We start from the raw sequence: 19,836 nt of genomic DNA on the forward strand, positions 1-19,836 counted from the left end.
GCACCTCATACTATATCGCGCTCCCATGCAAATCCCCGGACATATCGACCCTGTACCCGTGCCGCGCGCCATTACCCCGCGCGAGGATGGGCGCGTGGACTTGCTCGGCCTCTCGCGCGATCAAATCAGGGCGGAGCTGGAGAGCGCCGGGCTGGACGCCAAACAGGCGAAGCTGCGCGCCAAGCAGATCTTCCACTGGCTCTATCATCGCGGGGTCACTGATTTCGACGCGATGACCGACATCGCCAAGGCGCAGCGCCCGTTCTTTGCCGAGCGGTTCGTCATTGGCCGCCCGCAGGTGGTGGAGGCGCAGGTCAGCTCTGACGGCACACGCAAATGGCTGCTCCGTTCAGACGACGGGCAGGATTACGAGATGGTGTTCATCCCTGACGCGGACAGGGGCACGCTGTGCGTTTCCAGCCAGGTAGGCTGTACTCTCAATTGCCGTTTCTGCCATACCGGCACGATGCGCCTCGTGCGCAACCTGACGCCGGGCGAAATTGTGGGCCAGGTGATGCTGGCGCGCGATGCGCTGGGCGAGTGGCCCAAGGGCACGATGGCCGCCAGCGACGAGGACGAGGACGACGACGCTCCGCAATATTCGCCCGATGGCCGGATGCTCACCAACATCGTGATGATGGGCATGGGCGAGCCGCTGTATAATTTCGACAATGTGCGCGATGCGCTGAAAGTGGTGATGGATGGCGATGGGCTGGCGCTGTCCAAACGGCGCATCACGCTTTCGACCTCCGGCGTGGTGCCGATGATGGCGCGGGCTGGCGAGGAGATCGGCGTCAACCTCGCGGTCTCGCTCCATGCCGTCACCAAAGACGTGCGCGACGAGATTGTGCCGATCAACCGGAAATATGGCATAGAGGAGCTGCTCTCCGCCTGCGCCGCCTATCCCGGCGCGAACAATGCGCGGCGCATCACGTTTGAATATGTGATGCTGGCGGGCAAGAACGACAGCGACGAGGATGCGCGAGAGCTGGTCCGCCTGATCCGGCACTATAAGCTGCCCGCCAAGGTGAACCTCATCCCGTTCAACCCTTGGCCGGGCGCGATCTATGAGTGCTCAAGCCCGGAGCGGGTGCGGCGGTTTTCGGAGATCATCTTCGAGGCAGGGATCAGCGCGCCTGTGCGCACACCGCGCGGGCGGGACATTGCGGCGGCCTGCGGGCAACTGAAGACGCAGGCCACAAAGATGAGCAGAGCTGAGCTGGATAGGCTGGCGGAAGAGAAACAGGCGGCTTTGGGATAACCCGCGAGCGCCACAATCATCATCTGCCCAATACACCGGGGCAGGTGCGGGCGACGTGCAAGCTGTCATCCCATCGCGGCTTGTATATCGCGCTCCCATCCCTCAGCTGCGCGCAGGACAAATCCCCATCTGTGCCCTCCAGCGCCGCTATGGTGCGGCCATATTTATCCTCGCCATAACGCTGGATCGGCATGGTTGATCGTACCATGCCCGAAAGCGAAGCGGTTGCGGCGTATGGGTCTCCCGGCGCACAGTCGCGTCCCGGCCGGCAATGACCCGGCATCTCTGGCGCGTCGATGCCCACAAGGCGGACACGCTCACCACCGCAGCGCAGCGTGTCGCCGTCAATGGCATGACAGCCAGTCACGACGCCGTCATAATTACCTGCGGCCACTGCCTCCCGGCCAAAGAAATGCGTGGACGAACCGATGCCAACCACCGTTCCTGCAAAGGCCGCGGCAAGTAGGATGGTATAGGGCTTTACCGCGATGGGTGGGCGGCGTCGGGGTGCACTATAGTTGTAGGCGTGCCAGGATGTCCGATGAGGGGGACGGCGCTTCATGGCGCCATAATGGCACCGAAGGCTTAATGGTTCCGGTGCCCAAAGGGTTTACGTGGCATTGAGCGTGTGGGGACAGGATGCAGGCAAGAGGCGGTTCAAGCCGCCTTTTTCAGCTCCAGCTCGCTGCGGCTCCAGATTTCGACCAGCGCGCTGACCAGATCGCGCATCATCGCCTCGCTGTGCGCCGGGCCGGGGGTGAAGCGCAGGCGCTCTGTGCCGCGCGGCACGGTGGGATAGTTGATCGGCTGCACATAGACGCCATATTCCGCCAGCAATATGTCGCTGATTTTCTTGGCTTTCACCGGATCACCCACCATCAGCGGCACGATATGGGTGACGGACGGCATGACCGGCAGGCCCGCCTCCGCCATCAGGCGCTTGAGCAATGCTGCGGCCGCCTGCTGGCCCTCGCGCTCCTCGCTCGATGCCTTGAGATGCCGCACGGAGGCGAGCACGCCTGCGACCAGCACGGGCGAGAGCGACGTCGTGAAAATGAACCCCGGCGCGTAGGAGCGGATGCAATCGACGATCATCTGATCGGCGGCAATATAGCCGCCCATCACGCCGAACGCCTTGCCCAGCGTCCCCTCGATGATCGTCACGCGGCCAGCCACCTCGTCCCGCTCGGTAATGCCTCCGCCGCGCGCGCCATACATCCCAACTGCGTGGACCTCATCGCAATAGGTGAGGGCGTTGAACTCGTCCGCCAGATCGCAGAAGGCGGCAATCGGCGCGACATCGCCGTCCATCGAATAGACGCTCTCGAAGGCGATCAGCTTGGGCGCGTCGGCGTCTTCTGCCTCCAGCAACTCTCGCAGATGCTCCACGTCATTGTGACGGAACACCCGCTTTTCGCAGCCGGAGTTGCGGATGCCCGCGATCATGCTGGCGTGGTTCAGCTCATCGGAAAAGATGATGCAGCCGGGCAGCAGCTTGGCCAGCGTCGCCAGCGTCGCTTCGTTGGAGACATAGCCCGATGTGAACAGCAGCGCGCTTTCCTTGCCGTGCAGATCGGCGAGTTCGGCCTCCAGATCGACATGATAATGCGTGTTGCCGCCGATATTGCGGGTTCCGCCAGAACCGGCGCCGACATCGTGCAGCGCCTCTTCCATCGCGGCGACGACCTTGGGGTGCTGACCCATGGCGAGGTAATCGTTGGAGCACCAGACCGTTATCGGCTTGGGGCCGTTATGCCCATGGAAACAGCGCGCATTGGGGTAGGCGCCCTTGTTGCGCAGTATGTCAATGAACACTCGGTAGCGGCCCTCGGTATGGAGCCGGTCTATCGCCTGCGAAAAGATATGCTTGTAATTCGTCATGCCCGCGCCGCCGACCCTTATTGCCGCTTCTCGCACCAAAGCCGCCCTTTAGCGCGGCGCTATCGCCATTTCCAGCGATAACGGCTCGCAACTAGCTGCCCTACCATTATAGGGCATTGATTTGCATCAAGCCATAGGTCGCGAGTGCAGGCTTGAGCGCGGCGATATCGGGGTCTGATCCTGTAAAGACGGCGATGCCGGGCGCGGGCGTTTCCGGCCAAGGCAGATCGCTGTTCAGATAGGCTATGCGGCGGGCGATGCCATCGCCTCCGTGCAGGAAGGCAAGCGGGCGGATATTAAGAGCCTTGGCCGCCTCCTCAAGCTCCGGCTGCACCAGCGGAAAATGCGTGCAGGCCAGCACCACGCTGTCCATTTTCTCCCCGCCCGGCTGCTCGATCAGGCCGAGCAGCGCAGTCCGCGCGACTTCGGGATCGAGCGGCTGCCCGCGCAGCTTCGCCTCCGCCAGCGCCACCAGCGCCGCGCTGCCGTGGCGCAGGATCGTGCAGTCTGAGCCATGTTCGGCCGCCAAGCGATCGACATAAGGCTGGCGCACCGTCGCCTCTGTGCCCAGCACGCCGATCACGCGGGTTTTTGAGGACAGCGCGGCGGGCTTGATGGCGGGCACGGTTCCCACGACCGGAATATCCAGCGCCGCGCGCACAGCCTTCAACGCAATAGTCGACGCTGTATTACAGGCGATGACCGCAATGCGCGGGCGATAGCGCTCCACAAGGCGGCCCAGCAGCGCGGGCACGCGCGCCGCGATCTCCGCCTCGGTCTTGGTGCCATAGGGAAATCCCGCCCGGTCCGCTGCGTAGACGACCGGCATCTGCGGCAACAGCGCGCGCGCGGGCGCGAGAATCGAAAGACCCCCAACGCCGGAATCGAAAAACAATACTGGAGCCTCGACACGGGCGTCGCTCATCGTCATGCGCGCCTGTGTCTCCGCTCAGGCCAGCCAAGTCAAGCTAGTGACCCGAATCTCAAGTCCGCTCCGGGTCGCGAGGGTAAATGAGGCGAATTTCAAATTCACCACACTACGGCTTGTTCGCTGCCAAAAACCGCTGGCGGTATCAGGACTTGTCGCCCTTGCCCGCGCGCCATTCCTTCATCTTCGCCTTCATATAATCCATCCGCTCGCCGGCGGTGACGGTGCCGTTCTTGTCGGCATCCATCGCATCGAAGTGGGTTGTTGCGGCTTTGGTCGCCTCGGCCAACGTCACCTTGCCATCATTGTTGGCATCGGCCTTGTCGAACATGCGGTTGCCCATCTTCATGCCCATGCCCTTCATGCCATGGCCATGGTCGCCTACCGGGCGCGAAGAGCCTGCCGAGTCATCGCCATGCGTCGCCATTCCGCCTGCTCCGGGTTTGTGCCCGGCAAAAAACTCCTCGCGGCTGATCGAGCCATCGCCGTTGCTGTCCATCGCCTTGAAATGATCTTCCAGACGATCTGCCCGGCGGTCTTCCATGCTGGCCTTGGCCTCTTCCTTAGTGACTGCGCCGTCCTTGTTCGTATCGGCCTTGGCGAAATGATCCTTGACCATCGCCTCCATCTGCGCGCGCGTCATATCGGGTTTCATCATCGGCCCGCCTTCGTGATGCATGGCGATGGCGGGCACAGCAACCGCGACAAGGGCGGCGCTGGCGATCAGGAGTGTCTTTTTCATGGGCATATCTCCGGGCATTAGTCTGATGATGGCTTTCTAACCCTGTCCAACTGCACCTCCGATGAACGGCAGCGCCAGCAGCCGTTCAGAAAATTATAGCGCGCATTAACCAAATCTGTAACCTGCGGGCACATGAGCGACCCTGCGTTTTCTGAACCCTCTCCACCGTCACCCGCGCCTGTTGCCCGCAGCCGCGGACGACCGCGCGGGTTTGATACCGACCGGGCGATGGAGCAGGCGAGCGCGCTCTTTCACGCGCGCGGTTACGACCGGGTCACGTTGAGCGATCTTACGAGCGCGATGGCGATCAATCCGCCCAGCTTCTATGCGGCGTTCGGCAACAAGGCGCTGTTGTTCGTCCGCATTGCTGACGCCTATTCGCGCGCGCTGCTCGATGACATACGCGGCGCGTTCGAGGATGAACCGACACTGCCAGATGCGCTGGAGATGGTTCTCCTCTCCGCCGCGCGCCGCTTTGCATTTGAAGATGGCCGGGGCGGCTGCCTGATCCTTGAGGCGGCGAGCAACTGCTCTGATGCGGGCGTGACAACGCATCTGCGCAAGGCGCGCCTCGCCATCGCCGCCGCGCTCTATCGCGGCATTTCACGCACGGCGCCGGAGCGGGTGGTGGAGTTGACCGACCATGTGATGATGCTGCTCGCCGGGTTTTCGGCCATGGGGCGCGATGGAATGGATACCGAGAGGCTGATGCGCGTTGCCGCCAAAGCGCTGCAGCCGCTGTGCGATTCGTCCGAACGCCTTTAAGGATCATCCTTCATGAACATCGTTCTCACCTCGACTGCGCTGGTCGCGCTCGCCGAAATGGGCGACAAGACCCAGCTCCTCGCCATCCTGCTCGCCACCCGCTTTCAGAAGCCGTGGCCGATCGTTGCGGGCATTTTCGCGGCGACGCTGCTCAATCATTTCCTTGCCGCACTGGTGGGGCATGGCGTGGCGGAGCTGCTGGACAGCCCGGCGTTCCGTATCGCAGTCGCGTTCGGCTTTGTCGCGATGGGCCTGTGGACGCTCGTTCCCGACACAATCGACGACGAGTTGAAAGCGCCTGGCGCCGCAAGCGTTTTCCTCACCACCGCCATCGCGTTTTTCCTCGTCGAGATGGGTGACAAGACCCAGATCGCTACCGTAGCCATGGGCGCGCAGTTCGGTGCTACCCTGGCTGACGTCGTGCTTGTTACGTTCGGCACCACGCTCGGCATGATGATCGCGAACGTGCCCGCTGTACTGCTGGGCGAGGCGCTGGTGAAAAAGGTGCCGCTTGCCCTCATGCGCCGCATTGCCGCCGCACTGTTCATCGGGCTGGGGCTGTGGATGCTGGGTGGCGTGCTCGGCTGGTGGTGAACTGTTGCGATTCCTCCCCATCGCTGTTAGGCGCGCGCCAGATCATCCAACCGCATTGAAAGTGTCCCCATGTCAGACAAGATCAACCGTCCCGCGGCGGACGCCGCTGTCAAAAGGGTAGTCCTCGCATATTCCGGCGGGCTGGACACCAGCGTGATCCTGAAATGGCTGCAACAGACATACAATTGCGAAGTCGTGACCTTCACCGCCGATCTGGGACAGGGCGAGGAGCTGGAGCCCGCGCGCGCCAAGGCCAAGCTGATGGGCGTCAAGGACGAGCACATATTCATCGACGATCTGCGCGAGGAATTCGTGCGCGATTATGTGTTCCCGATGATGCGCAGCAACGCGCTTTATGAGGGGCTGTATCTACTCGGCACCAGCATCGCCCGCCCGCTCATCGCCAAGCGCCAGATCGAGATCGCCAGACAAGTCGGCGCCGATGCCGTCTCCCACGGCGCGACCGGCAAGGGCAACGATCAAGTGCGGTTCGAGCTGGGCTATTATGCGCTTCAGCCCGATATCAAGGTGATTGCCCCGTGGCGCGAGTGGGACCTGACCAGCCGCACCGCGCTGATCGAGTTTGCGGAGAAGCACCAGATCCCGGTGCCGAAGGACAAGCGCGGCGAAAGCCCCTTCTCCACAGACGCCAACATGCTGCACACCTCCTCTGAAGGCAAAGTTCTGGAAGATCCGTGGGAGGAAGTGCCGGATTATGTCTATTCACGCACCGTAAACCCCGAAGACGCGCCGGACGCACCAGAGTTCATTACCATCGATTTCGAGCGCGGCGATGGTGTGGCGCTGAACGGCGAGGCGATGTCCCCCGCCACATTGCTGGAAACGCTGAATACCTATGGCCGCAAGCACGGCATCGGGCGGCTCGATCTCGTTGAAAACCGCTTCGTCGGCATGAAATCGCGCGGGATGTATGAGACACCGGGCGGCACCATCTATCAACTCGCGCATCGGGGCATAGAGCAGATCACGCTCGATCGCGGCGCGGCGCACCTGAAGGATGAACTCGCGCCCAGATATGCCGAGCTGATCTATAACGGCTTCTGGTTCTCGCCGGAGCGGGAGATGCTGCAGGCCGCCATCGACTATAGCCAGGAAAAGGTCTCCGGCACGGTGCGCCTCAAGCTCTACAAGGGCGGTGTCTATGTGGTAGGCCGCAAATCGCCCAACAGCCTGTACAGCGAAAAGGTCGTCACTTTCGAGGACGACGCGGGCGCCTATGACCAGCGCGACGCCGCGGGCTTTATTAAGCTCAACGCACTCAGGCTGCGGTTGCTGGGGCGGCGGGACAGGTAAGCGCCGCCCCGCGCCGCCCTTACGTCAGCGCATGGCTTCGTTATGCGTTTTCAGCGTTTCGGCTTCGGTCACATCAGGCGAATTGAATGCACCGGTAATCCAGATCGCGCTCAGGGTGAGAATGGCGAGGGCAAGCGAGAATGCCAGCACATAGCGGACGATGTGCGGCGTTTCTCCCGCTCTGGCGTGGTCGGTTGTCTCGTGAATTTGCGGGTCCATGATGGGCGTCCTTTCCCGCTGTAAACGCGAGGGCAGTCCATCCGTTCCCGCCAGAGCATTTTCAAAATGACCGTCACGCGGTCATCTACCGCTTCTTCACAAACTCCGCGCGCAGCACCAGCCCTTTGATGCCGTCATAGCGGCAGTCAATCTCCTGCGGGTCGCCGGTGAGGCGAATGGACTTGATCAGCGTGCCGCGCTTCAGCGTCTGCCCCGCGCCCTTCACCGTCAGATCCTTGATGAGCGTGACCTGATCGCCATCGGCCAGCAAATTGCCCACAGCATCGCGCACCTCAACCGCCTCCGCGCCATCGGATGAGGCCTGCGCATCGGCAGCGCTGATCCACTCGCCGGTGTCTTCGTCATAGACATAGTCTTCAGGCTCATCGGCCATTATGCAGTTCCTTCGTGTGGGAGTGACATAGGCCTTAGCCGCCCCTGTGGCATTTTTCACCCCTTGCTTACACATATATTGTATGGGCGGGAGGATGAGCGACCCCGCCCGCGCACAAACGGCCACACGCCCCCCCTGCCCGCCCTCCGCCGTCAGCCATGGCGTCGGCATGGCCGGGCTGGCCGGGCTGGCGGCATGGACGACGGTGGCATGGCACTATGGCATGGATGGCCCACATGCAGGGATCGCCGCCGTGCTCGCCTGCGGAGTGCCGATGGTGCTATGGTCTTTGCTTGTCGATAAGGTCCATCGCAACCCCACGACCGGCATAGACTGGCGCGGCAGCCTGCGCACCAACCGGGAAGCGCTGGACATCTCGATCGTCAAGCTGGCCGGCTTATGGGCGACATGGGCCGTGATTGCGCTGTTTTATGGCACGGCGCGCTGGTATTGGGAGGGGAACTACAGCTATACCATGGCGCTGTTCCGCTGGTCGGTCATCCCGCTGGTGCTGCTGTCCATCCCCTATGTGATCTGGCTGGACAGGCGCCTGATCGACCCCAAAGATGGCGCATATGCCTTCGGCCAGTGGATCATCGGCGGGCGGGCGGGCAAACCGGCAGACGGCGCGATTGGCGATCACTTGCGCGCATGGGGCGTGAAGGCGTTCTTTCTTGCCTTCATGCTCTCTATCACGCCCGCAAACTTCGCCGCGGTCATCGGCTGGCGCATGGGCGATCCGCTATCCGGCCCGGTCGCATGTGTGGCGTTCCTGATCGCCGCCCTGTTCATGATCGACGTCGCCTTCGCGACCATCGGCTATATGCTCACCATGAAGCCGCTCGACGCGCATATCCGCAGCGCTAACCCTCATGTCGCGGGCTGGGTTGCGGCGCTGATCTGCTATCCGCCGTTCGTGCTGATGGGCGGTGGCGGGCCGTTGGATTATCATCGCGGCACGGCGGAATGGAGCCACTGGCTCACCGGCCATCCCACGCTGCTGTGGCTGTGGGGTTCCCTGTTGGTGGTGCTCACCGCTATTTACGCCTGGGCGACAGTGGCATTCGGGCTGCGCTTTTCCAACCTGACGCATCGCGGCATCCTCACTCATGGGCCGTATCGCTGGAGCCGCCACCCGGCCTATCTCTCCAAAAACCTGTTCTGGTGGTGCTCGGTGCTGCCGTTCCTCTCGGTCAACGGCAGCTGGCTGGAGGCGCTGCGCAACTGCACGTTGCTGGGTATTACCAGCGCGGTCTATTACTGGCGCGCCAAGACCGAGGAACAGCATCTGAGCGAAGACCCGGATTACCGCGCCTATCATGAATGGATGGGGCGTTATGGCCCTGTGCCGCGTCTGCTCGGCTGGGTTGCAGGCCGGCGCTGAGGTGGATTAGTCCTCCAGCATCGCATTGATCACATGGGCGAGCGCAAAGTCCCGCTCGGTTATCCCGCCCGCGTCATGCGTCGTCAGCCAGATGTCGAGGCGATTATAGACATTGCTCCATTCGGGATGATGATCCGCCTTTTCCGCCGCCAGCGCGATCCGCGTCATCAGCGCGAAGGCAGACGGGAAGTCCTTGAGGCGCAACTGGCGGTGCAGCGCCCCGCGCGCGCCGTCCACCGCCCAGCCCGGCACTTCGCCCAGCCGCTCGCGCACCTGCGCCTCGCCCAACGCCGCCACCATAGTCCACTCCATCAAAAGCTGCCCCCAGCATTAAAGCCCTGATGCCGCGCTTGCGTCCAGCGACATTTCACGCTAGCAGCCGCCTTCCCGCATTTGACGCGATCGAGGCCCGATGGCGGAGTGGTTACGCAGAGGACTGCAAATCCTTGCACGCCGGTTCGATTCCGGCTCGGGCCTCCAGACATCTAGCCAAATTCGGGATAAGAGAGCGCTAACAAGAGAAGCGCGCTGTTTTGGCGTTTTTTAGCGATACTTGGCCCTTTATGATCTCCGGGCGCCTAAAGTCTGATATTATCTTCCGTGATATTGACCGAGGCATCCACGCTCTTAGTGCGGGCATGAACTTTCGATCTTCGCGTCCAAGTCATGTATCGCGAAGCTCTCTTGCCTGCCGCACTGGATTGAGTTTCGCCCGGCTGCGGATTCTGTATAACGCGGCTTTTGCACCTTAATCTGATGGCTCATGGACGATATTGACGACGATCACGCGGGTCTAGCCGCTGCTTGCCGGAACGAGGCGGCCCTATGCACAATCGTGAGGATTGATGGCAGCTTTTCACGTCGGCTGGGGTCGCAGCTGGCTATCACGCGCGATGGCGATATCATCGGAAGCCTCGCAGACGGATGCCTCGAAAAACAATTGGCTGCCGATATGGCGCAGTGCCAAAAGCCAACCGTCAAGCGTTATGGCAAGGGCTCGTCTCAAATAGATTTTCGCCTACCCTGCGGCGGCGGGCTCGATATCCTGCTGGATCCGCAACCGGACGCTGCGCAGTGCAGGGCAGCGCTGGAGGCACTAGACGCACGCAAGGCCGCTGCGCTCCAACTCGCAACCAATGACCTGCTCGCCGTTCGCCACTATATTCCAAGATTGCGCGTGCGCGCCTTCGGCGAGGACCCGGAATTGGCAGCACTGGAAGATCTGGCGAGTGCAAGTGGTATTGTCTTGGAACGGTATGACAGGAGCTTGCTATCGCTCGGCCGTGAGCCTGCTATTCCGCCTGCCGATCTGTGGACGGCCCATATTCTTTTATTTCACGATCACGAATGGGAAGCTGCAATCCTGCGTCAGGCTTTGGCTGGGCCGAGCTTCTATATAGGAGCGCAAGGGGGCGCGAAAGCGCGGTTGGACCGCATCGAGAGACTGGCGCGAGAAGGCATCGGCCCTGAAGATTTGGCTCGTATTCGCGGACCTGTGGGGGTCATTCCGTCGTCGCGGACGCCGAGATCGCTTGCCCTGTCGATATTGAGTGAAATTGTCGGTGCATATGAGCGGTTGCATCCGCATGCCTGATCCGGGGGTTGCGATAGCTCTTCTGGCCGCGGGGCGAGCTGAGCGTTTCGGGGGCGGCAAGCTCGATGCCCTGTGCGCGGGAAAGCCATTGGGAGCATGGGCCGCACAGGCGGTTGAAGCCGCGAAATGTGCCTTCCAGCTTGTCGTTGTGCCTACAGCCTGCCCTGCCTTTGCGAAGGAGCTGAAAGGCTGGAGCCTCGTCACCAATACCGCGCCAGAAGAGGGCATTGCCGGTTCAATCCGCATCGCCGCGACAGCAGCACAGGGCTTCTCGCGGCTTGTCATCGCACTTGCGGATATGCCCTTGATCAATACGGCACATTTGCGTGCGCTCGCTGCGGCGGATGGCATCGTATTCACGGCCTACCCGGATGGCGACCGAGGCGTTCCTGCGGCATTTCCCGCTCGCTGCTTTGGAAGGCTCATTGAGCTGAAGGGCCGTGCAGCCCGGCTCGATTGGGGCGAAGAAATCACGCTTTTTTCACCGCCTTCGCCACAGTCACTGCTGGACGTGGACACAGCCGATGATCTGACGAGGGCTCAGGCACTGCTCATCGGGGAGTAGCGGGCTGCCTTCGGTCCGAAGCTATCGAGCGGCACAGCATCGCTCAGGACGAGTTCGCCCTGCTCGACCCGCCGCTTGAGATAGGCAAAGGTTTGCGCGGTCTGATTGAACAAATGCTCGCCACCTTTCAGCGGCGCGTAGCGGGCAACTTCGCCCCTCACGACCGGTGCCACAACATAATCATAGTCGAAGGCGCAAAACATCGGGAAGGAATAGCGCTCCTCTGGAACTTTTTTGACCCGATGGCGGGTGGCGAGATAGCGGCCGTTGGAAAGTATCTCCATCATATCGCCGATGTTCATGATCATCGTTCCATCCAGCAACGGCACATCAACCCACGCGCCCTTTTTGTCGATCACCTGAAGACCCGGCGCGGTCACGGCCAGCAGGGTGAAACATTCATAGTCCGTGTGCGCGCCGATGCCGGGCCGGTCTTCCGCACTCGCATCGTGGGGGTAATGGATCATGCGCAGCTGGCTAGGCGGATGGCGCAGATGTGCGTCGAAGTAATTTTCATCGAGGCCGAAAGCCAGCGCGAAAGCGCGGAATAGCTGACGGCCTATGGCTGCTACATGGGCGTAATACGCCCCTACATCATGGCGAAATCCCTCCATCTCCGGCCATAGGTTAGGACCCAACAGCGGTCCACGGCCTTCATCCAGCGCGTATTCGCAGTTGATGTCAAAGGCTTCCTTGAGATCATAAGTACCACTGCCCAGTTGCTCCTCACCCATAGGCACATAGCCGCTATGATTGACGGAAAGGCCGATGTAACTCTTCATCTTGGTCTCGGCATCGAGCGCAAAATACGCTTTGGCCCGCGCTAACAAGCGGGTGAAAGGCGCATCGTCGATTTGGGTGCCAGTGAGATACAGAAATCCGGCGTCCATGCAGGCCCGGTCGAGATCGCGGGCTACAGCCAGCCGATCCTCCAGCAGGCCGCTCTCCAAGCGGGATATGTCGACAACAGGCAAAACGGTCACGCACTCGTCGTAGACGATAGAGGTCATAACGATAGATACGGAAATTTTATAATTATCATTGATTTGGTCTATGTGTCCGTCATTATAAGCCGAAATCCGGGAGGATCGTAATGAGCGACCGTACGCCCCTGATCGACAAGAAATTCGCCAGCCGGGTCGACTGGAACCTGATGCGGACGTTCGTGGACATCGTGCGCGCCGGTGGCATAGGTGCGGCGGCGCGGCAGCTCAACCGCCAGCAGCCCAGCATCAGCGCCGCGTTGAAACGGCTTGAGGATCAGGTCGGGACGACGCTGTTGCACCGTACCGCCACCGGCGTAGAGATGACCGCTGCGGGCAAGGCGATGATGTCGCTGTGCGAGGACATGCTCGAATCGGCGCGGATGGTGCCACATCACATCGCGCAGGCGACGAAGCGGGTCGAGGGCATCGTCCGTATCCAGATTATCTCAGGCCTGTTCTCAGCCGAGTTTGACGAGGCAATTGCCAGTTTTCATCGCCGCAATCCCGCTATCCATATTGAGATCCGCGTCTCACCATGGCGGCAGGTGCTGGATGCGCTGGAGCAGGGCGAGGTCGAGATCGGCGTAGGGTATGACAGCAGCGTACGCGGCGGCCTGATGTATGAGCCGTTGCTGGTGGAGCGGCAGCAGCTCTATTGCTCACGCAGCAATCCCTACTTCGGCTACCGGATCAGTCGACTGGGGGAACTCAAGGACCAGGCCTTCGTGCTCACGGGCGACGACGAGATCGAACTCATCACCCACCTGCGGCGGCGCTATCGCCTCGGTACAAGGGTGAGCGGCTTGGCCGAGGATATCAACGAGGCGCGGCGGTTGATTGTTCAAGGCGTTGGAATCGGCTTCCTGCCGGTGCTGGCGGCAGAAAGTGATGTCGCCAAAGGGCGGCTTTGGCCTATCCTACATGCCGACACCGAGCCCACATACGACATCTTCATGCTCGCCAGGGCCGAGGCCGCCCGTGATACGGCAACGCAGCTTTTCTGGGAGGAGGTTATTCGGCGCGTGCGCGCCCAACGCAGGTCATAATATTGATCTATGCCTTTCATCGATAATTTAGCTCTCCTATCATGACGCGCCGCAGCGCAGTGTTAAGGCACTGAATGGAGCTGCGTCATGGAAACGAGCCTCAAGAACCGGGTCTTCAATTATATCCCTCCCGCGATGATCGCGGCCGTCCTGCTGTTCTGGGCCTATGGGCCGGAAGAGCTGCTGGCCAATCCCTGGACGATGATCATCATCTCGCCCCTCATCGTTGTCGTCATACTGCTGTTAGAGCAGATCAATGAGCGACATGCGGGCTGGCGCATGAATAGACAGGAATTCGTCGCCGATCTCTATTACAACGTCCTGGGTGCGACGCTGATCGCGTGGCTGGTCAAGGCTATGGCCGAAGACCCTCTGCTCTCCATCAAGGCGTCGCTCGGCATCACAACCCAGTGGGCAGCCGCGCTGCCGTGGCTGGCGCAGGTCATGCTGGTCGTGACCGTGCATGAATTCGGCCAATACTGGATGCATCGGCTGATGCACAATTGGACGCCATTCTGGCTGACCCACGCGCCGCATCACCACATCACCCAGCTCAACGGAAGCAAGGGCTGGGTCGGTAATCCTATCGAGCTATTCCTCATCAGCCTGAGCGTGATTGCACTGTTTGATCTGAAGGACACTGCAATCTTCGCGGCCTACAGCGTTACTGGCGTCATATCGACCTTTGCCCACGCCAACGTCCGGGCCGATCCGCCGATCTGGTACTCCTTCTTCTTCACCACCATCCGCAACCACAGCCTGCATCACTCTACGGATTATGAGAGCACCCGTTGCAACTATGGCAACTCGTTGATCCTGCTCGATCGCATATTCGGCACCTATCGCGAGGGGGAAGGTATCCTCGTGGGGCAGGATGACCGCAGGCGCCTGTCGATCTGGGAGCAGACGGTGTTTCCGTTCCAGCCGCTGATTGACAGGTACAAGGCCCGAAGGGCCAGCGCTGGCCGCGCGGGTGATGACCAGAACGGACCTGCGGCGACGGCATGAGAGGAATGGGCGCAGCAAGGGTTCAAACCACGCAGCGCACCTCACGGGGCCCAGGCTCCGCCCATCTTCCAGGCGTCACGACGGCATTCGCAGCGAATTCCGAGATCGCAAGGCGCGCCTTTTCCCGCGGAATGGCAGAAGCGAAGGCCGGGCGGGTCCGCGTCGGGATCGAACATCTGCGTCAGGCGATCGAGCTGGACCCGCAGGGGGAGTATCGCGCTCAGCTCGCCAAGCTGTATACCCTTGTCCGGCAGGACGGTGATGCAGCGGAGACCCTGCGACACGCCGAGCAGGCTCTTCCAACTGACGCGCTGAGCCGCGATACAATGGGCTGTGTCTATGCCCGCCTTGGCGACCATTGTGCGGCGCTCCCCCATTTTACTGAGGCGGTGCGGCTGGAACCTCGCAACACGGAGTTTCGCTATAACCTTGCGGCTACACTAAACTTTCTCGGCCGGACGGATGAGGCCAACGCAGCACTTGAGGCGTTGCTCGCCATCGCTCCGGGTCATGCGCGGGCGCACTATCTGCTCGCCAGCCTGCACAAGCAAAAACCCGCGCAAAACCATATCGACCGGCTGAAGCAGGTCTCTGCCAAGGCCCGCGAGCCGCGCGACCGCCTGCTGCTTGGCTATGCGCTGGCCAAGGAGCTTGAGGATATCGGCGAGCCAGCAATGGCTCTTGAGACGCTATGCGCCGCCAATGCCGAACACCGTCGACGGCTGGATTACGACTTCTCCCGCGATGCCGCCATATTCGATGCTATCGAGGCGGCCTGGCCACTTACCGCCGCGCAGACAGAGCCGCCTCTTGACGCTCCGATCTTCATCATTGGCATGCCGCGTACCGGCACGACTCTGGTGGACCGCATCCTATCGTCTCACCCCGGCGTTGAAAACGCGGGCGAGTTGCAGGCGATGCCGCTAGCCGTGAAATGTGCCGCCGAAACGCGCACACGGGTAGTGCTGGACCCCGAAACCATCGCGCAGGCAGCGCGCACGGACATCGGCGCAATCGGGGCCGATTATCTGCGTCGGGCCAACCACCACCGGCGCGATCCCGCCCTGCGCTTTACCGATAAATTCCCCGGTAACTTCCTCTACGCTGGCTTCATTGCCCATGCGCTTCCTAATGCCCGGATCGTCTGCCTGCGCCGCCACCCGATGGACACGGTGCTCAGCAACTTCCGCAATCTCTTCGCGGTCAGTTCGCGCTACTACGACTATAGCTACGATCTGCTCGACATCGCTGCGTATTATGTCCGGTTCGATCGATTCATGGCTCTCTGGCACGAGCGACTCCAAGGCCGCATCCTCGAACTGCGCTACGAGGATCTGATCGCGGATCAGGAGGGGCAGACTAGGCGCCTGCTCGACCATTGCGGCCTCGACTGGTCCGAGAATTGCCTCGATTTCCATACCAATAGCGCACCCGTCTCAACCCCAAGCGCCGCGCAGGTACGCCGACCGATCTACCGGGACTCGGTCGCGCGCTGGAAGCAACACGCCGAGATTCTAAAACCTGTGAGCCATTTTTTCGAGGAGGCTGGCATTGCTCTGGACTGATACCTCTAAACTTTTGCGCCGCCTCTTGCTATGCGCCGCGGCCTTGGGCGCTGGCCTCTCCATGCCGGCCTTTGCGGCAGAAGCCTTAAGTACGCGGCTGGTCTCCTGCGGCGAGGAGAGCTGTCTGCTTGTGTCGGGGACGCGGACTGACGCGGATGCCCAGGTCGCAATAAATGGCCGCGCCGTCGCTGTGGAAGGCGCGCGGAAATGGCGGGTCCGGGTGCCGGTCAATACGCTCCGCCAGTGGTCCGCACCGTCCGCCCGGACCATAATGGTCTCGATCGACGGTGTGCCCGATGAGGCTGACCTACCTATCGGGATGCTCATGGGCATCGAGCATCTTGCGATGCTCACAATTACAGCCAAGTAATAACGGGAGACCTCCTTAGTAATAAAACAACAATTTCTGCGTAAGTATTGTTATTTTAATCTTCTGACATTATAAGAGTGTCAGTCGCCGGAGAGTGGCGCTCATTCGAAATGCAGGAGATGACAATGAAAATCGGCTTCGTGGCTCTTGCCGCGCTCGCTTTTGCAACCCCGGCTCTGGCCGCCGACGAAAATCCATTCGCGCAGGACTCAGCCGTTCTCAACCTTAAAGATCTCGATCTCGCCACTGCCGAAGGGCAGCAGCGCCTCGCCATCCGCATGGATCAGGCTGCGCGCACCGTGTGCGGCGATCATGTTGCCAGCGTTCACCTCGCCCTTGAGGCAAAGGCCCGCGATTGCCGCGCAGCCGTGGTTGCTGATGTTCGTGCGCAGATCGAAGCGCGCACTGCTATGGCATCGACCTCGGCAAAGCTCGCCTACAACCGCTAAGCTATTCCTTCGGGCCGCAACATCGATCGGGCTCCTCACCGAGGGGCCCGATCCTGTTTTTCCGCTGGGTTTACTTGGCGATCTTCTTGGGGTTCGGCCACCATGTAAGCGTGTGCACATCGTGCGCCGATGTCCAGATCCCTTTGCCGGTATAGCGCAATGCACCGCTGCCTTCCGCCTTGCCGACGCGTTTGCGCACGGTCATAGTTTTCGGATCGATCACCACGAAGGTCTGATCTTCCGTGGTGCGCAACCACACCAAGCCACCGCCGGTGTCGATGTCGCCCCATTTGAGTACTTCACCCACCTTGACCCGGCCAGATACCTCGCCTGTCGCTGAGTCAATTCGGGCGATCGTGCCGTCGCCCTGCTCCTGCACCCATATTGCGCCTTCACCGGCGGCGAGAAAGCCCGGTGCGCGGCCGAGCTTGGTTGTTCTAACGACGCTATTCGTTGCAGGGTCGATACGCTGGATCGTCTGCCGTGGCAGGCACACCGCCCATAGCGCGCCATAGCCGTAGGTCAGATAGGAGGTTTCCGGATCGACAGCGATTGTGGCGGTGACTGTGTTTGTGGCTGTGTCAACCCGCGAAATCACGCCCTTGGCGTCGCTAGCGACCCAGATCGATCCTGCGCCCGCAGCCAGTTGAAGCTCTGCTTCCTTGAGCACGGCGATGCCAGTCGGAATTGAGGCTATAAGCTTCGAGGTCTTGAGATCGATCCGGTTGAGCGTGCCGTCCTCGCAATTGTCGACCCAGAGGCTGCCGTCTGCGATCACCATTGCGCCGCAGGGTTTGGCGATAGCCACTTCGGCGAGCTTGCCTTTGCGGGACCAGCGCTCCACTCGTCCGGCGTTGGTCACCCACACCGTGTCGCCGTCCACCGCCAGAAAGTCGGCAAAACCTTCCACCGGGATGATCTGCTCCTTGGGCGCCTGCGCAGCCGAGGGTAACGAACCGCAGCACACGGCGGTAGCGATGGCTAATGCACCAAGCTTCTGCATGACTATCCCTTTCTGTTGATGAATGCGCGCCAGCCGCCGAGGCTGGTTATGTCCTCGGCCCCGATCACCGCGCGCGGCTCTGCAACGAAACCCTTGACGCTGCTGCCGTCAGCCAGAGTCACAGTGCCGATGGCGAGCGGCGCAGGCACTTCCGCGACGAAGCTGCCAAATTCCGCGACGCCGAGCTCATAGACCTCGATCGCAATGGCCGCGCCATCTTCGCTGTGCACCAGCGCTGGCTTGGGCGGCACGCTATCTGCAATCGCATAGAGGCGATATGTGGGCGCCGTCTCAAAGGCGCCAACGAACGTGGCCTCACGCGAGGTAAGCTGCCAGTGCAGCGGCATATCCTTCAAATGCGCGCCGACAACGGCGAGTTTCACGGTCTGCATTCTGCCCTCCAGATCAAGCGGTGGTGGGGATGGAAGATCGGCCTTCGCGAGATAGGCGTCAGCTGCATCGAGCAAGGCGCGGTCAGTGTCAGCCGGGCCGATGAGCGTGATCCCGAAACCGGTGCCGTTGGCGCGGACGCCTGCGGGTATCGCAACTGCCGCCATGTCCAGCAGGTTCACGAAGTTGGTATAGAAGCCCAGCGCGCTGTTGAGGGCGATCGGCGCGGCAAGCAGTTCGGCAATGCGATACGTTGTGCCTGTGGTCGGGAAAGCCAGCAGGTCGATCTTATCCCACAGGACATCGGCCTGTCGCTTCAGTGCCGCCAGCCGGTAGATGCCGTTAAAGAGCTCAACGGCGCTTATGTGCTGACCCGGCTCGACTACCGCACGTACTGTGGAATCGATAGCATCGGGATTGTCCAGAAGAAGGCCCGCCATCGCGGCAGCGCGTTCTGCTACCCATGGGCCGCCATAGAGCAATTGCGCGGCTTCTTGCAGCGGAGATACATCGATCTCGATAACGTCCGCCAGTTTGCCAAGCACTTCCAGCGCGCGGTCGTAGAGATATTCCGACTCGCTGTCACCGAACCAGACCCGCTGGTCGCGGCGCGGCACGCCAATCGTCTTGCCCGCGCGCGGGAGGTCCGCCAGTGCCTTTGAATAAGGATCTGCATCATCCAAGCCCGCGATCACGCTGTCGATCAACCGGGCATCCCTCGTGTCATGTGTGAAGACCGAGATACAGTCGAGCGTCCGGCAGGCGGGCACCAGTCCGCGGTTACTCCACCGCCCCTTGCTCGGCTTGAAACCGATCAGGTGCTGGAATGCTGCGGGCACGCGGCCCGACCCTGCAGTGTCGGTGCCGAGGGCGAAGGGGACCAGCCCCGCCGCCACCGCCACCGACGATCCGGAGCTGGAGCCGCCACTCACATAGGCGAGGTTGTAGGCATTGCGTGGCGCGCCATAGGGGCTGCGTGTGCCGTTGAGGCCAGTAGCGAACTGATCGAGATTGGTCTTGCCGACACAGATCGCGCCCGCCGCCGTGAGGCGCTCGATAACGGTGGCGGAGCGCTCAGGCGCATAGGCAAAAGCAGGGCATGCCGCCGTGGTGTCGAGGCCTGCCACATCGATATTGTCCTTTGCGGCGAACGGAACTCCGGCAAGTGGCAACACCTCGCCCGCGACCACTCGCGCATCTACGATCTTGGCGGCAGCGAGAACCAGCTCGTCGCTGAAGCGGCTGATCCATGTTTGCGGCTGGATTTCATCATAAGCGGCGATGCGGGCGAGTGCTTCCTCAGCCACCGAAACGGCGCTGATCTGCCTTGCATTGACGGCAGTGGCTATTGCGACCGTGCTTCGGATATCGGGCATGC

General features: G+C 61.5%; 22 protein-coding genes and 1 tRNA gene. 13 read left to right on the plus strand and 10 right to left on the minus strand.

What is annotated here, in order from left to right; all coding sequences use genetic code 11:
• The first annotated feature begins 25 nt into the window (after window positions 1–25).
• Window positions 26–1,261, plus strand: coding sequence for a dual-specificity RNA methyltransferase RlmN (gene rlmN, locus EQG66_RS08055; RefSeq protein ID WP_129404086.1), 1,236 nt, complete (start codon window positions 26–28; stop codon window positions 1,259–1,261).
• 19 nt (window positions 1,262–1,280) lie between these two features.
• Here rlmN and EQG66_RS08060 read toward each other — a convergent pair whose 3' ends face one another.
• The 4 genes from EQG66_RS08060 to EQG66_RS08075 form a co-directional block, all read right to left on the minus strand.
• The gene (locus EQG66_RS08060; RefSeq protein WP_129404087.1) at window positions 1,281–1,823 is read right to left on the minus strand and encodes a thermonuclease family protein; all 543 of its coding nucleotides are present in this window, start codon (window positions 1,821–1,823) and stop codon (window positions 1,281–1,283) included.
• A 95-nt stretch (window positions 1,824–1,918) separates the two neighbouring features.
• The gene (gene hemA / locus EQG66_RS08065) at window positions 1,919–3,142 is read right to left on the minus strand and encodes a 5-aminolevulinate synthase (RefSeq protein ID WP_129404088.1); all 1,224 of its coding nucleotides are present in this window, start codon (window positions 3,140–3,142) and stop codon (window positions 1,919–1,921) included.
• 106 nt (window positions 3,143–3,248) lie between these two features.
• Window positions 3,249–4,067: a glutamate racemase gene (murI, locus tag EQG66_RS08070; RefSeq protein WP_425470231.1), complete on the minus strand. Its 819-nt coding sequence runs from the start codon at window positions 4,065–4,067 to the stop codon at window positions 3,249–3,251.
• A 148-nt stretch (window positions 4,068–4,215) separates the two neighbouring features.
• A complete protein-coding gene (locus tag EQG66_RS08075; RefSeq protein WP_164975632.1) occupies window positions 4,216–4,812 on the minus strand; it encodes an EF-hand domain-containing protein in 597 nt (198 codons plus the stop codon).
• A 132-nt stretch (window positions 4,813–4,944) separates the two neighbouring features.
• On the opposite strand from EQG66_RS08075, the gene EQG66_RS08080 reads away from it, so the two are divergent.
• The 3 genes from EQG66_RS08080 to EQG66_RS08090 all read left to right on the plus strand — a co-directional run bounded on the left by EQG66_RS08080 (window position 4,945) and on the right by EQG66_RS08090 (window position 7,485).
• Entirely contained in the window at window positions 4,945–5,577 is a 633-nt protein-coding gene (locus EQG66_RS08080; RefSeq protein ID WP_129404091.1) for a TetR/AcrR family transcriptional regulator, read from the plus strand.
• Window positions 5,578–5,589: 12 nt separating this feature from the next.
• The gene (locus tag EQG66_RS08085; RefSeq protein WP_129404092.1) at window positions 5,590–6,171 is read left to right on the plus strand and encodes a TMEM165/GDT1 family protein; all 582 of its coding nucleotides are present in this window, start codon (window positions 5,590–5,592) and stop codon (window positions 6,169–6,171) included.
• A gap of 69 nt (window positions 6,172–6,240) precedes the next feature.
• Window positions 6,241–7,485, plus strand: coding sequence for an argininosuccinate synthase (locus EQG66_RS08090; protein ID WP_129404093.1), 1,245 nt, complete (start codon window positions 6,241–6,243; stop codon window positions 7,483–7,485).
• A gap of 24 nt (window positions 7,486–7,509) precedes the next feature.
• Here EQG66_RS08090 and EQG66_RS08095 read toward each other — a convergent pair whose 3' ends face one another.
• Together EQG66_RS08095 and EQG66_RS08100 are read right to left on the minus strand one after the other, a co-directional pair.
• On the minus strand, window positions 7,510–7,704 hold the full coding sequence (locus EQG66_RS08095; RefSeq protein ID WP_129404094.1) for a hypothetical protein: 195 nt from the start codon (window positions 7,702–7,704) through the stop codon (window positions 7,510–7,512).
• An 85-nt stretch (window positions 7,705–7,789) separates the two neighbouring features.
• Complete coding sequence (locus tag EQG66_RS08100) at window positions 7,790–8,098, minus strand: alkylphosphonate utilization protein (protein WP_129404095.1); 309 nt, start codon at window positions 8,096–8,098, stop codon at window positions 7,790–7,792.
• A 94-nt stretch (window positions 8,099–8,192) separates the two neighbouring features.
• Between EQG66_RS08100 and EQG66_RS08105 the strand changes: the two genes are divergently transcribed.
• Entirely contained in the window at window positions 8,193–9,482 is a 1,290-nt protein-coding gene (locus tag EQG66_RS08105) for a methyltransferase family protein (protein ID WP_245987948.1), read from the plus strand.
• A gap of 6 nt (window positions 9,483–9,488) precedes the next feature.
• Here the strand turns inward: EQG66_RS08105 and EQG66_RS08110 are convergent, their stop codons facing one another.
• The gene (locus EQG66_RS08110) at window positions 9,489–9,782 is read right to left on the minus strand and encodes a 4a-hydroxytetrahydrobiopterin dehydratase (RefSeq protein WP_129404096.1); all 294 of its coding nucleotides are present in this window, start codon (window positions 9,780–9,782) and stop codon (window positions 9,489–9,491) included.
• Window positions 9,783–9,888: 106 nt separating this feature from the next.
• Here EQG66_RS08110 and EQG66_RS08115 point away from each other — a divergent pair.
• The 3 genes from EQG66_RS08115 to EQG66_RS08125 all read left to right on the plus strand — a co-directional run bounded on the left by EQG66_RS08115 (window position 9,889) and on the right by EQG66_RS08125 (window position 11,641).
• Window positions 9,889–9,962: transfer RNA gene (locus tag EQG66_RS08115), tRNA-Cys, on the plus strand.
• Between the two features lie 283 nt (window positions 9,963–10,245).
• On the plus strand, window positions 10,246–11,076 hold the full coding sequence (locus EQG66_RS08120; protein WP_129404097.1) for an XdhC family protein: 831 nt from the start codon (window positions 10,246–10,248) through the stop codon (window positions 11,074–11,076).
• A complete protein-coding gene (locus tag EQG66_RS08125) occupies window positions 11,069–11,641 on the plus strand; it encodes a nucleotidyltransferase family protein (RefSeq protein ID WP_164975633.1) in 573 nt (190 codons plus the stop codon). Before EQG66_RS08120 ends, EQG66_RS08125 begins: the two co-directional genes overlap by 8 nt.
• Here the strand turns inward: EQG66_RS08125 and EQG66_RS08130 are convergent.
• A complete protein-coding gene (locus EQG66_RS08130; RefSeq protein WP_129404099.1) occupies window positions 11,617–12,651 on the minus strand; it encodes an isopenicillin N synthase family dioxygenase in 1,035 nt (344 codons plus the stop codon). The two genes, EQG66_RS08125 and EQG66_RS08130, sit on opposite strands and share 25 nt — an antisense overlap.
• Window positions 12,652–12,734: 83 nt before the next feature.
• Here EQG66_RS08130 and EQG66_RS08135 point away from each other — a divergent pair, with 83 nt between their 5' ends.
• The 5 genes from EQG66_RS08135 (at window position 12,735) to EQG66_RS08155 (ending at window position 17,065) form a co-directional block, all read left to right on the plus strand.
• Entirely contained in the window at window positions 12,735–13,673 is a 939-nt protein-coding gene (locus EQG66_RS08135; RefSeq protein ID WP_129404100.1) for a LysR family transcriptional regulator, read from the plus strand.
• 87 nt (window positions 13,674–13,760) lie between these two features.
• Complete coding sequence (locus tag EQG66_RS08140) at window positions 13,761–14,681, plus strand: sterol desaturase family protein (RefSeq protein WP_129404101.1); 921 nt, start codon at window positions 13,761–13,763, stop codon at window positions 14,679–14,681.
• 131 nt (window positions 14,682–14,812) lie between these two features.
• The gene (locus EQG66_RS08145; RefSeq protein WP_245987949.1) at window positions 14,813–16,246 is read left to right on the plus strand and encodes a tetratricopeptide repeat-containing sulfotransferase family protein; all 1,434 of its coding nucleotides are present in this window, start codon (window positions 14,813–14,815) and stop codon (window positions 16,244–16,246) included.
• Window positions 16,247–16,307: 61 nt separating this feature from the next.
• Entirely contained in the window at window positions 16,308–16,616 is a 309-nt protein-coding gene (locus tag EQG66_RS08150) for a hypothetical protein (RefSeq protein ID WP_245987951.1), read from the plus strand.
• Between the two features lie 125 nt (window positions 16,617–16,741).
• A complete protein-coding gene (locus tag EQG66_RS08155; RefSeq protein ID WP_181951792.1) occupies window positions 16,742–17,065 on the plus strand; it encodes a UrcA family protein in 324 nt (107 codons plus the stop codon).
• 70 nt (window positions 17,066–17,135) lie between these two features.
• Here the strand turns inward: EQG66_RS08155 and EQG66_RS08160 are convergent, their stop codons facing one another.
• Window positions 17,136–18,068 (minus strand): Vgb family protein, encoded by a 933-nt coding sequence (locus EQG66_RS08160; RefSeq protein ID WP_129404104.1) that lies wholly within the window; start codon window positions 18,066–18,068, stop codon window positions 17,136–17,138.
• 2 nt (window positions 18,069–18,070) lie between these two features.
• A complete protein-coding gene (gene atzF / locus EQG66_RS08165; protein WP_129404105.1) occupies window positions 18,071–19,834 on the minus strand; it encodes an allophanate hydrolase in 1,764 nt (587 codons plus the stop codon).
• Window positions 19,835–19,836 lie beyond the last annotated feature (2 nt).

The sequence above is a fragment of the Sphingobium fluviale genome (genome assembly GCF_004122115.1).
Classification (GTDB): domain Bacteria; phylum Pseudomonadota; class Alphaproteobacteria; order Sphingomonadales; family Sphingomonadaceae; genus Sphingobium; species Sphingobium fluviale.

What these genes read in the sequence shown, in the direction of transcription:
- EQG66_RS08075 (WP_164975632.1), bottom strand. Translation starts at nt 4,812, where the DNA reads ATGAAAAAGACACTCCTGATCGCCAGCGCCGCCCTTGTCGCGGTTGCT.
- EQG66_RS08080 (WP_129404091.1), top strand. Translation starts at nt 4,945, where the DNA reads ATGAGCGACCCTGCGTTTTCTGAACCCTCTCCACCGTCACCCGCGCCT.
- EQG66_RS08060 (WP_129404087.1), bottom strand. Translation starts at nt 1,823, where the DNA reads ATGAAGCGCCGTCCCCCTCATCGGACATCCTGGCACGCCTACAACTAT.
- rlmN (WP_129404086.1), top strand. Translation starts at nt 26, where the DNA reads ATGCAAATCCCCGGACATATCGACCCTGTACCCGTGCCGCGCGCCATT.
- atzF (WP_129404105.1), bottom strand. Translation starts at nt 19,834, where the DNA reads ATGCCCGATATCCGAAGCACGGTCGCAATAGCCACTGCCGTCAATGCA.
- EQG66_RS08140 (WP_129404101.1), top strand. Translation starts at nt 13,761, where the DNA reads ATGGAAACGAGCCTCAAGAACCGGGTCTTCAATTATATCCCTCCCGCG.
- EQG66_RS08145 (WP_245987949.1), top strand. Translation starts at nt 14,813, where the DNA reads ATGGCAGAAGCGAAGGCCGGGCGGGTCCGCGTCGGGATCGAACATCTG.
- EQG66_RS08155 (WP_181951792.1), top strand. Translation starts at nt 16,742, where the DNA reads ATGAAAATCGGCTTCGTGGCTCTTGCCGCGCTCGCTTTTGCAACCCCG.
- EQG66_RS08160 (WP_129404104.1), bottom strand. Translation starts at nt 18,068, where the DNA reads ATGCAGAAGCTTGGTGCATTAGCCATCGCTACCGCCGTGTGCTGCGGT.
- EQG66_RS08085 (WP_129404092.1), top strand. Translation starts at nt 5,590, where the DNA reads ATGAACATCGTTCTCACCTCGACTGCGCTGGTCGCGCTCGCCGAAATG.
- EQG66_RS08130 (WP_129404099.1), bottom strand. Translation starts at nt 12,651, where the DNA reads ATGACCTCTATCGTCTACGACGAGTGCGTGACCGTTTTGCCTGTTGTC.
- EQG66_RS08110 (WP_129404096.1), bottom strand. Translation starts at nt 9,782, where the DNA reads ATGGTGGCGGCGTTGGGCGAGGCGCAGGTGCGCGAGCGGCTGGGCGAA.
- EQG66_RS08120 (WP_129404097.1), top strand. Translation starts at nt 10,246, where the DNA reads ATGGACGATATTGACGACGATCACGCGGGTCTAGCCGCTGCTTGCCGG.
- EQG66_RS08105 (WP_245987948.1), top strand. Translation starts at nt 8,193, where the DNA reads ATGAGCGACCCCGCCCGCGCACAAACGGCCACACGCCCCCCCTGCCCG.
- EQG66_RS08090 (WP_129404093.1), top strand. Translation starts at nt 6,241, where the DNA reads ATGTCAGACAAGATCAACCGTCCCGCGGCGGACGCCGCTGTCAAAAGG.
- hemA (WP_129404088.1), bottom strand. Translation starts at nt 3,142, where the DNA reads ATGACGAATTACAAGCATATCTTTTCGCAGGCGATAGACCGGCTCCAT.
- murI (WP_425470231.1), bottom strand. Translation starts at nt 4,067, where the DNA reads ATGAGCGACGCCCGTGTCGAGGCTCCAGTATTGTTTTTCGATTCCGGC.
- EQG66_RS08135 (WP_129404100.1), top strand. Translation starts at nt 12,735, where the DNA reads ATGAGCGACCGTACGCCCCTGATCGACAAGAAATTCGCCAGCCGGGTC.
- EQG66_RS08095 (WP_129404094.1), bottom strand. Translation starts at nt 7,704, where the DNA reads ATGGACCCGCAAATTCACGAGACAACCGACCACGCCAGAGCGGGAGAA.
- EQG66_RS08150 (WP_245987951.1), top strand. Translation starts at nt 16,308, where the DNA reads ATGCCGGCCTTTGCGGCAGAAGCCTTAAGTACGCGGCTGGTCTCCTGC.
- EQG66_RS08125 (WP_164975633.1), top strand. Translation starts at nt 11,069, where the DNA reads ATGCCTGATCCGGGGGTTGCGATAGCTCTTCTGGCCGCGGGGCGAGCT.
- EQG66_RS08100 (WP_129404095.1), bottom strand. Translation starts at nt 8,098, where the DNA reads ATGGCCGATGAGCCTGAAGACTATGTCTATGACGAAGACACCGGCGAG.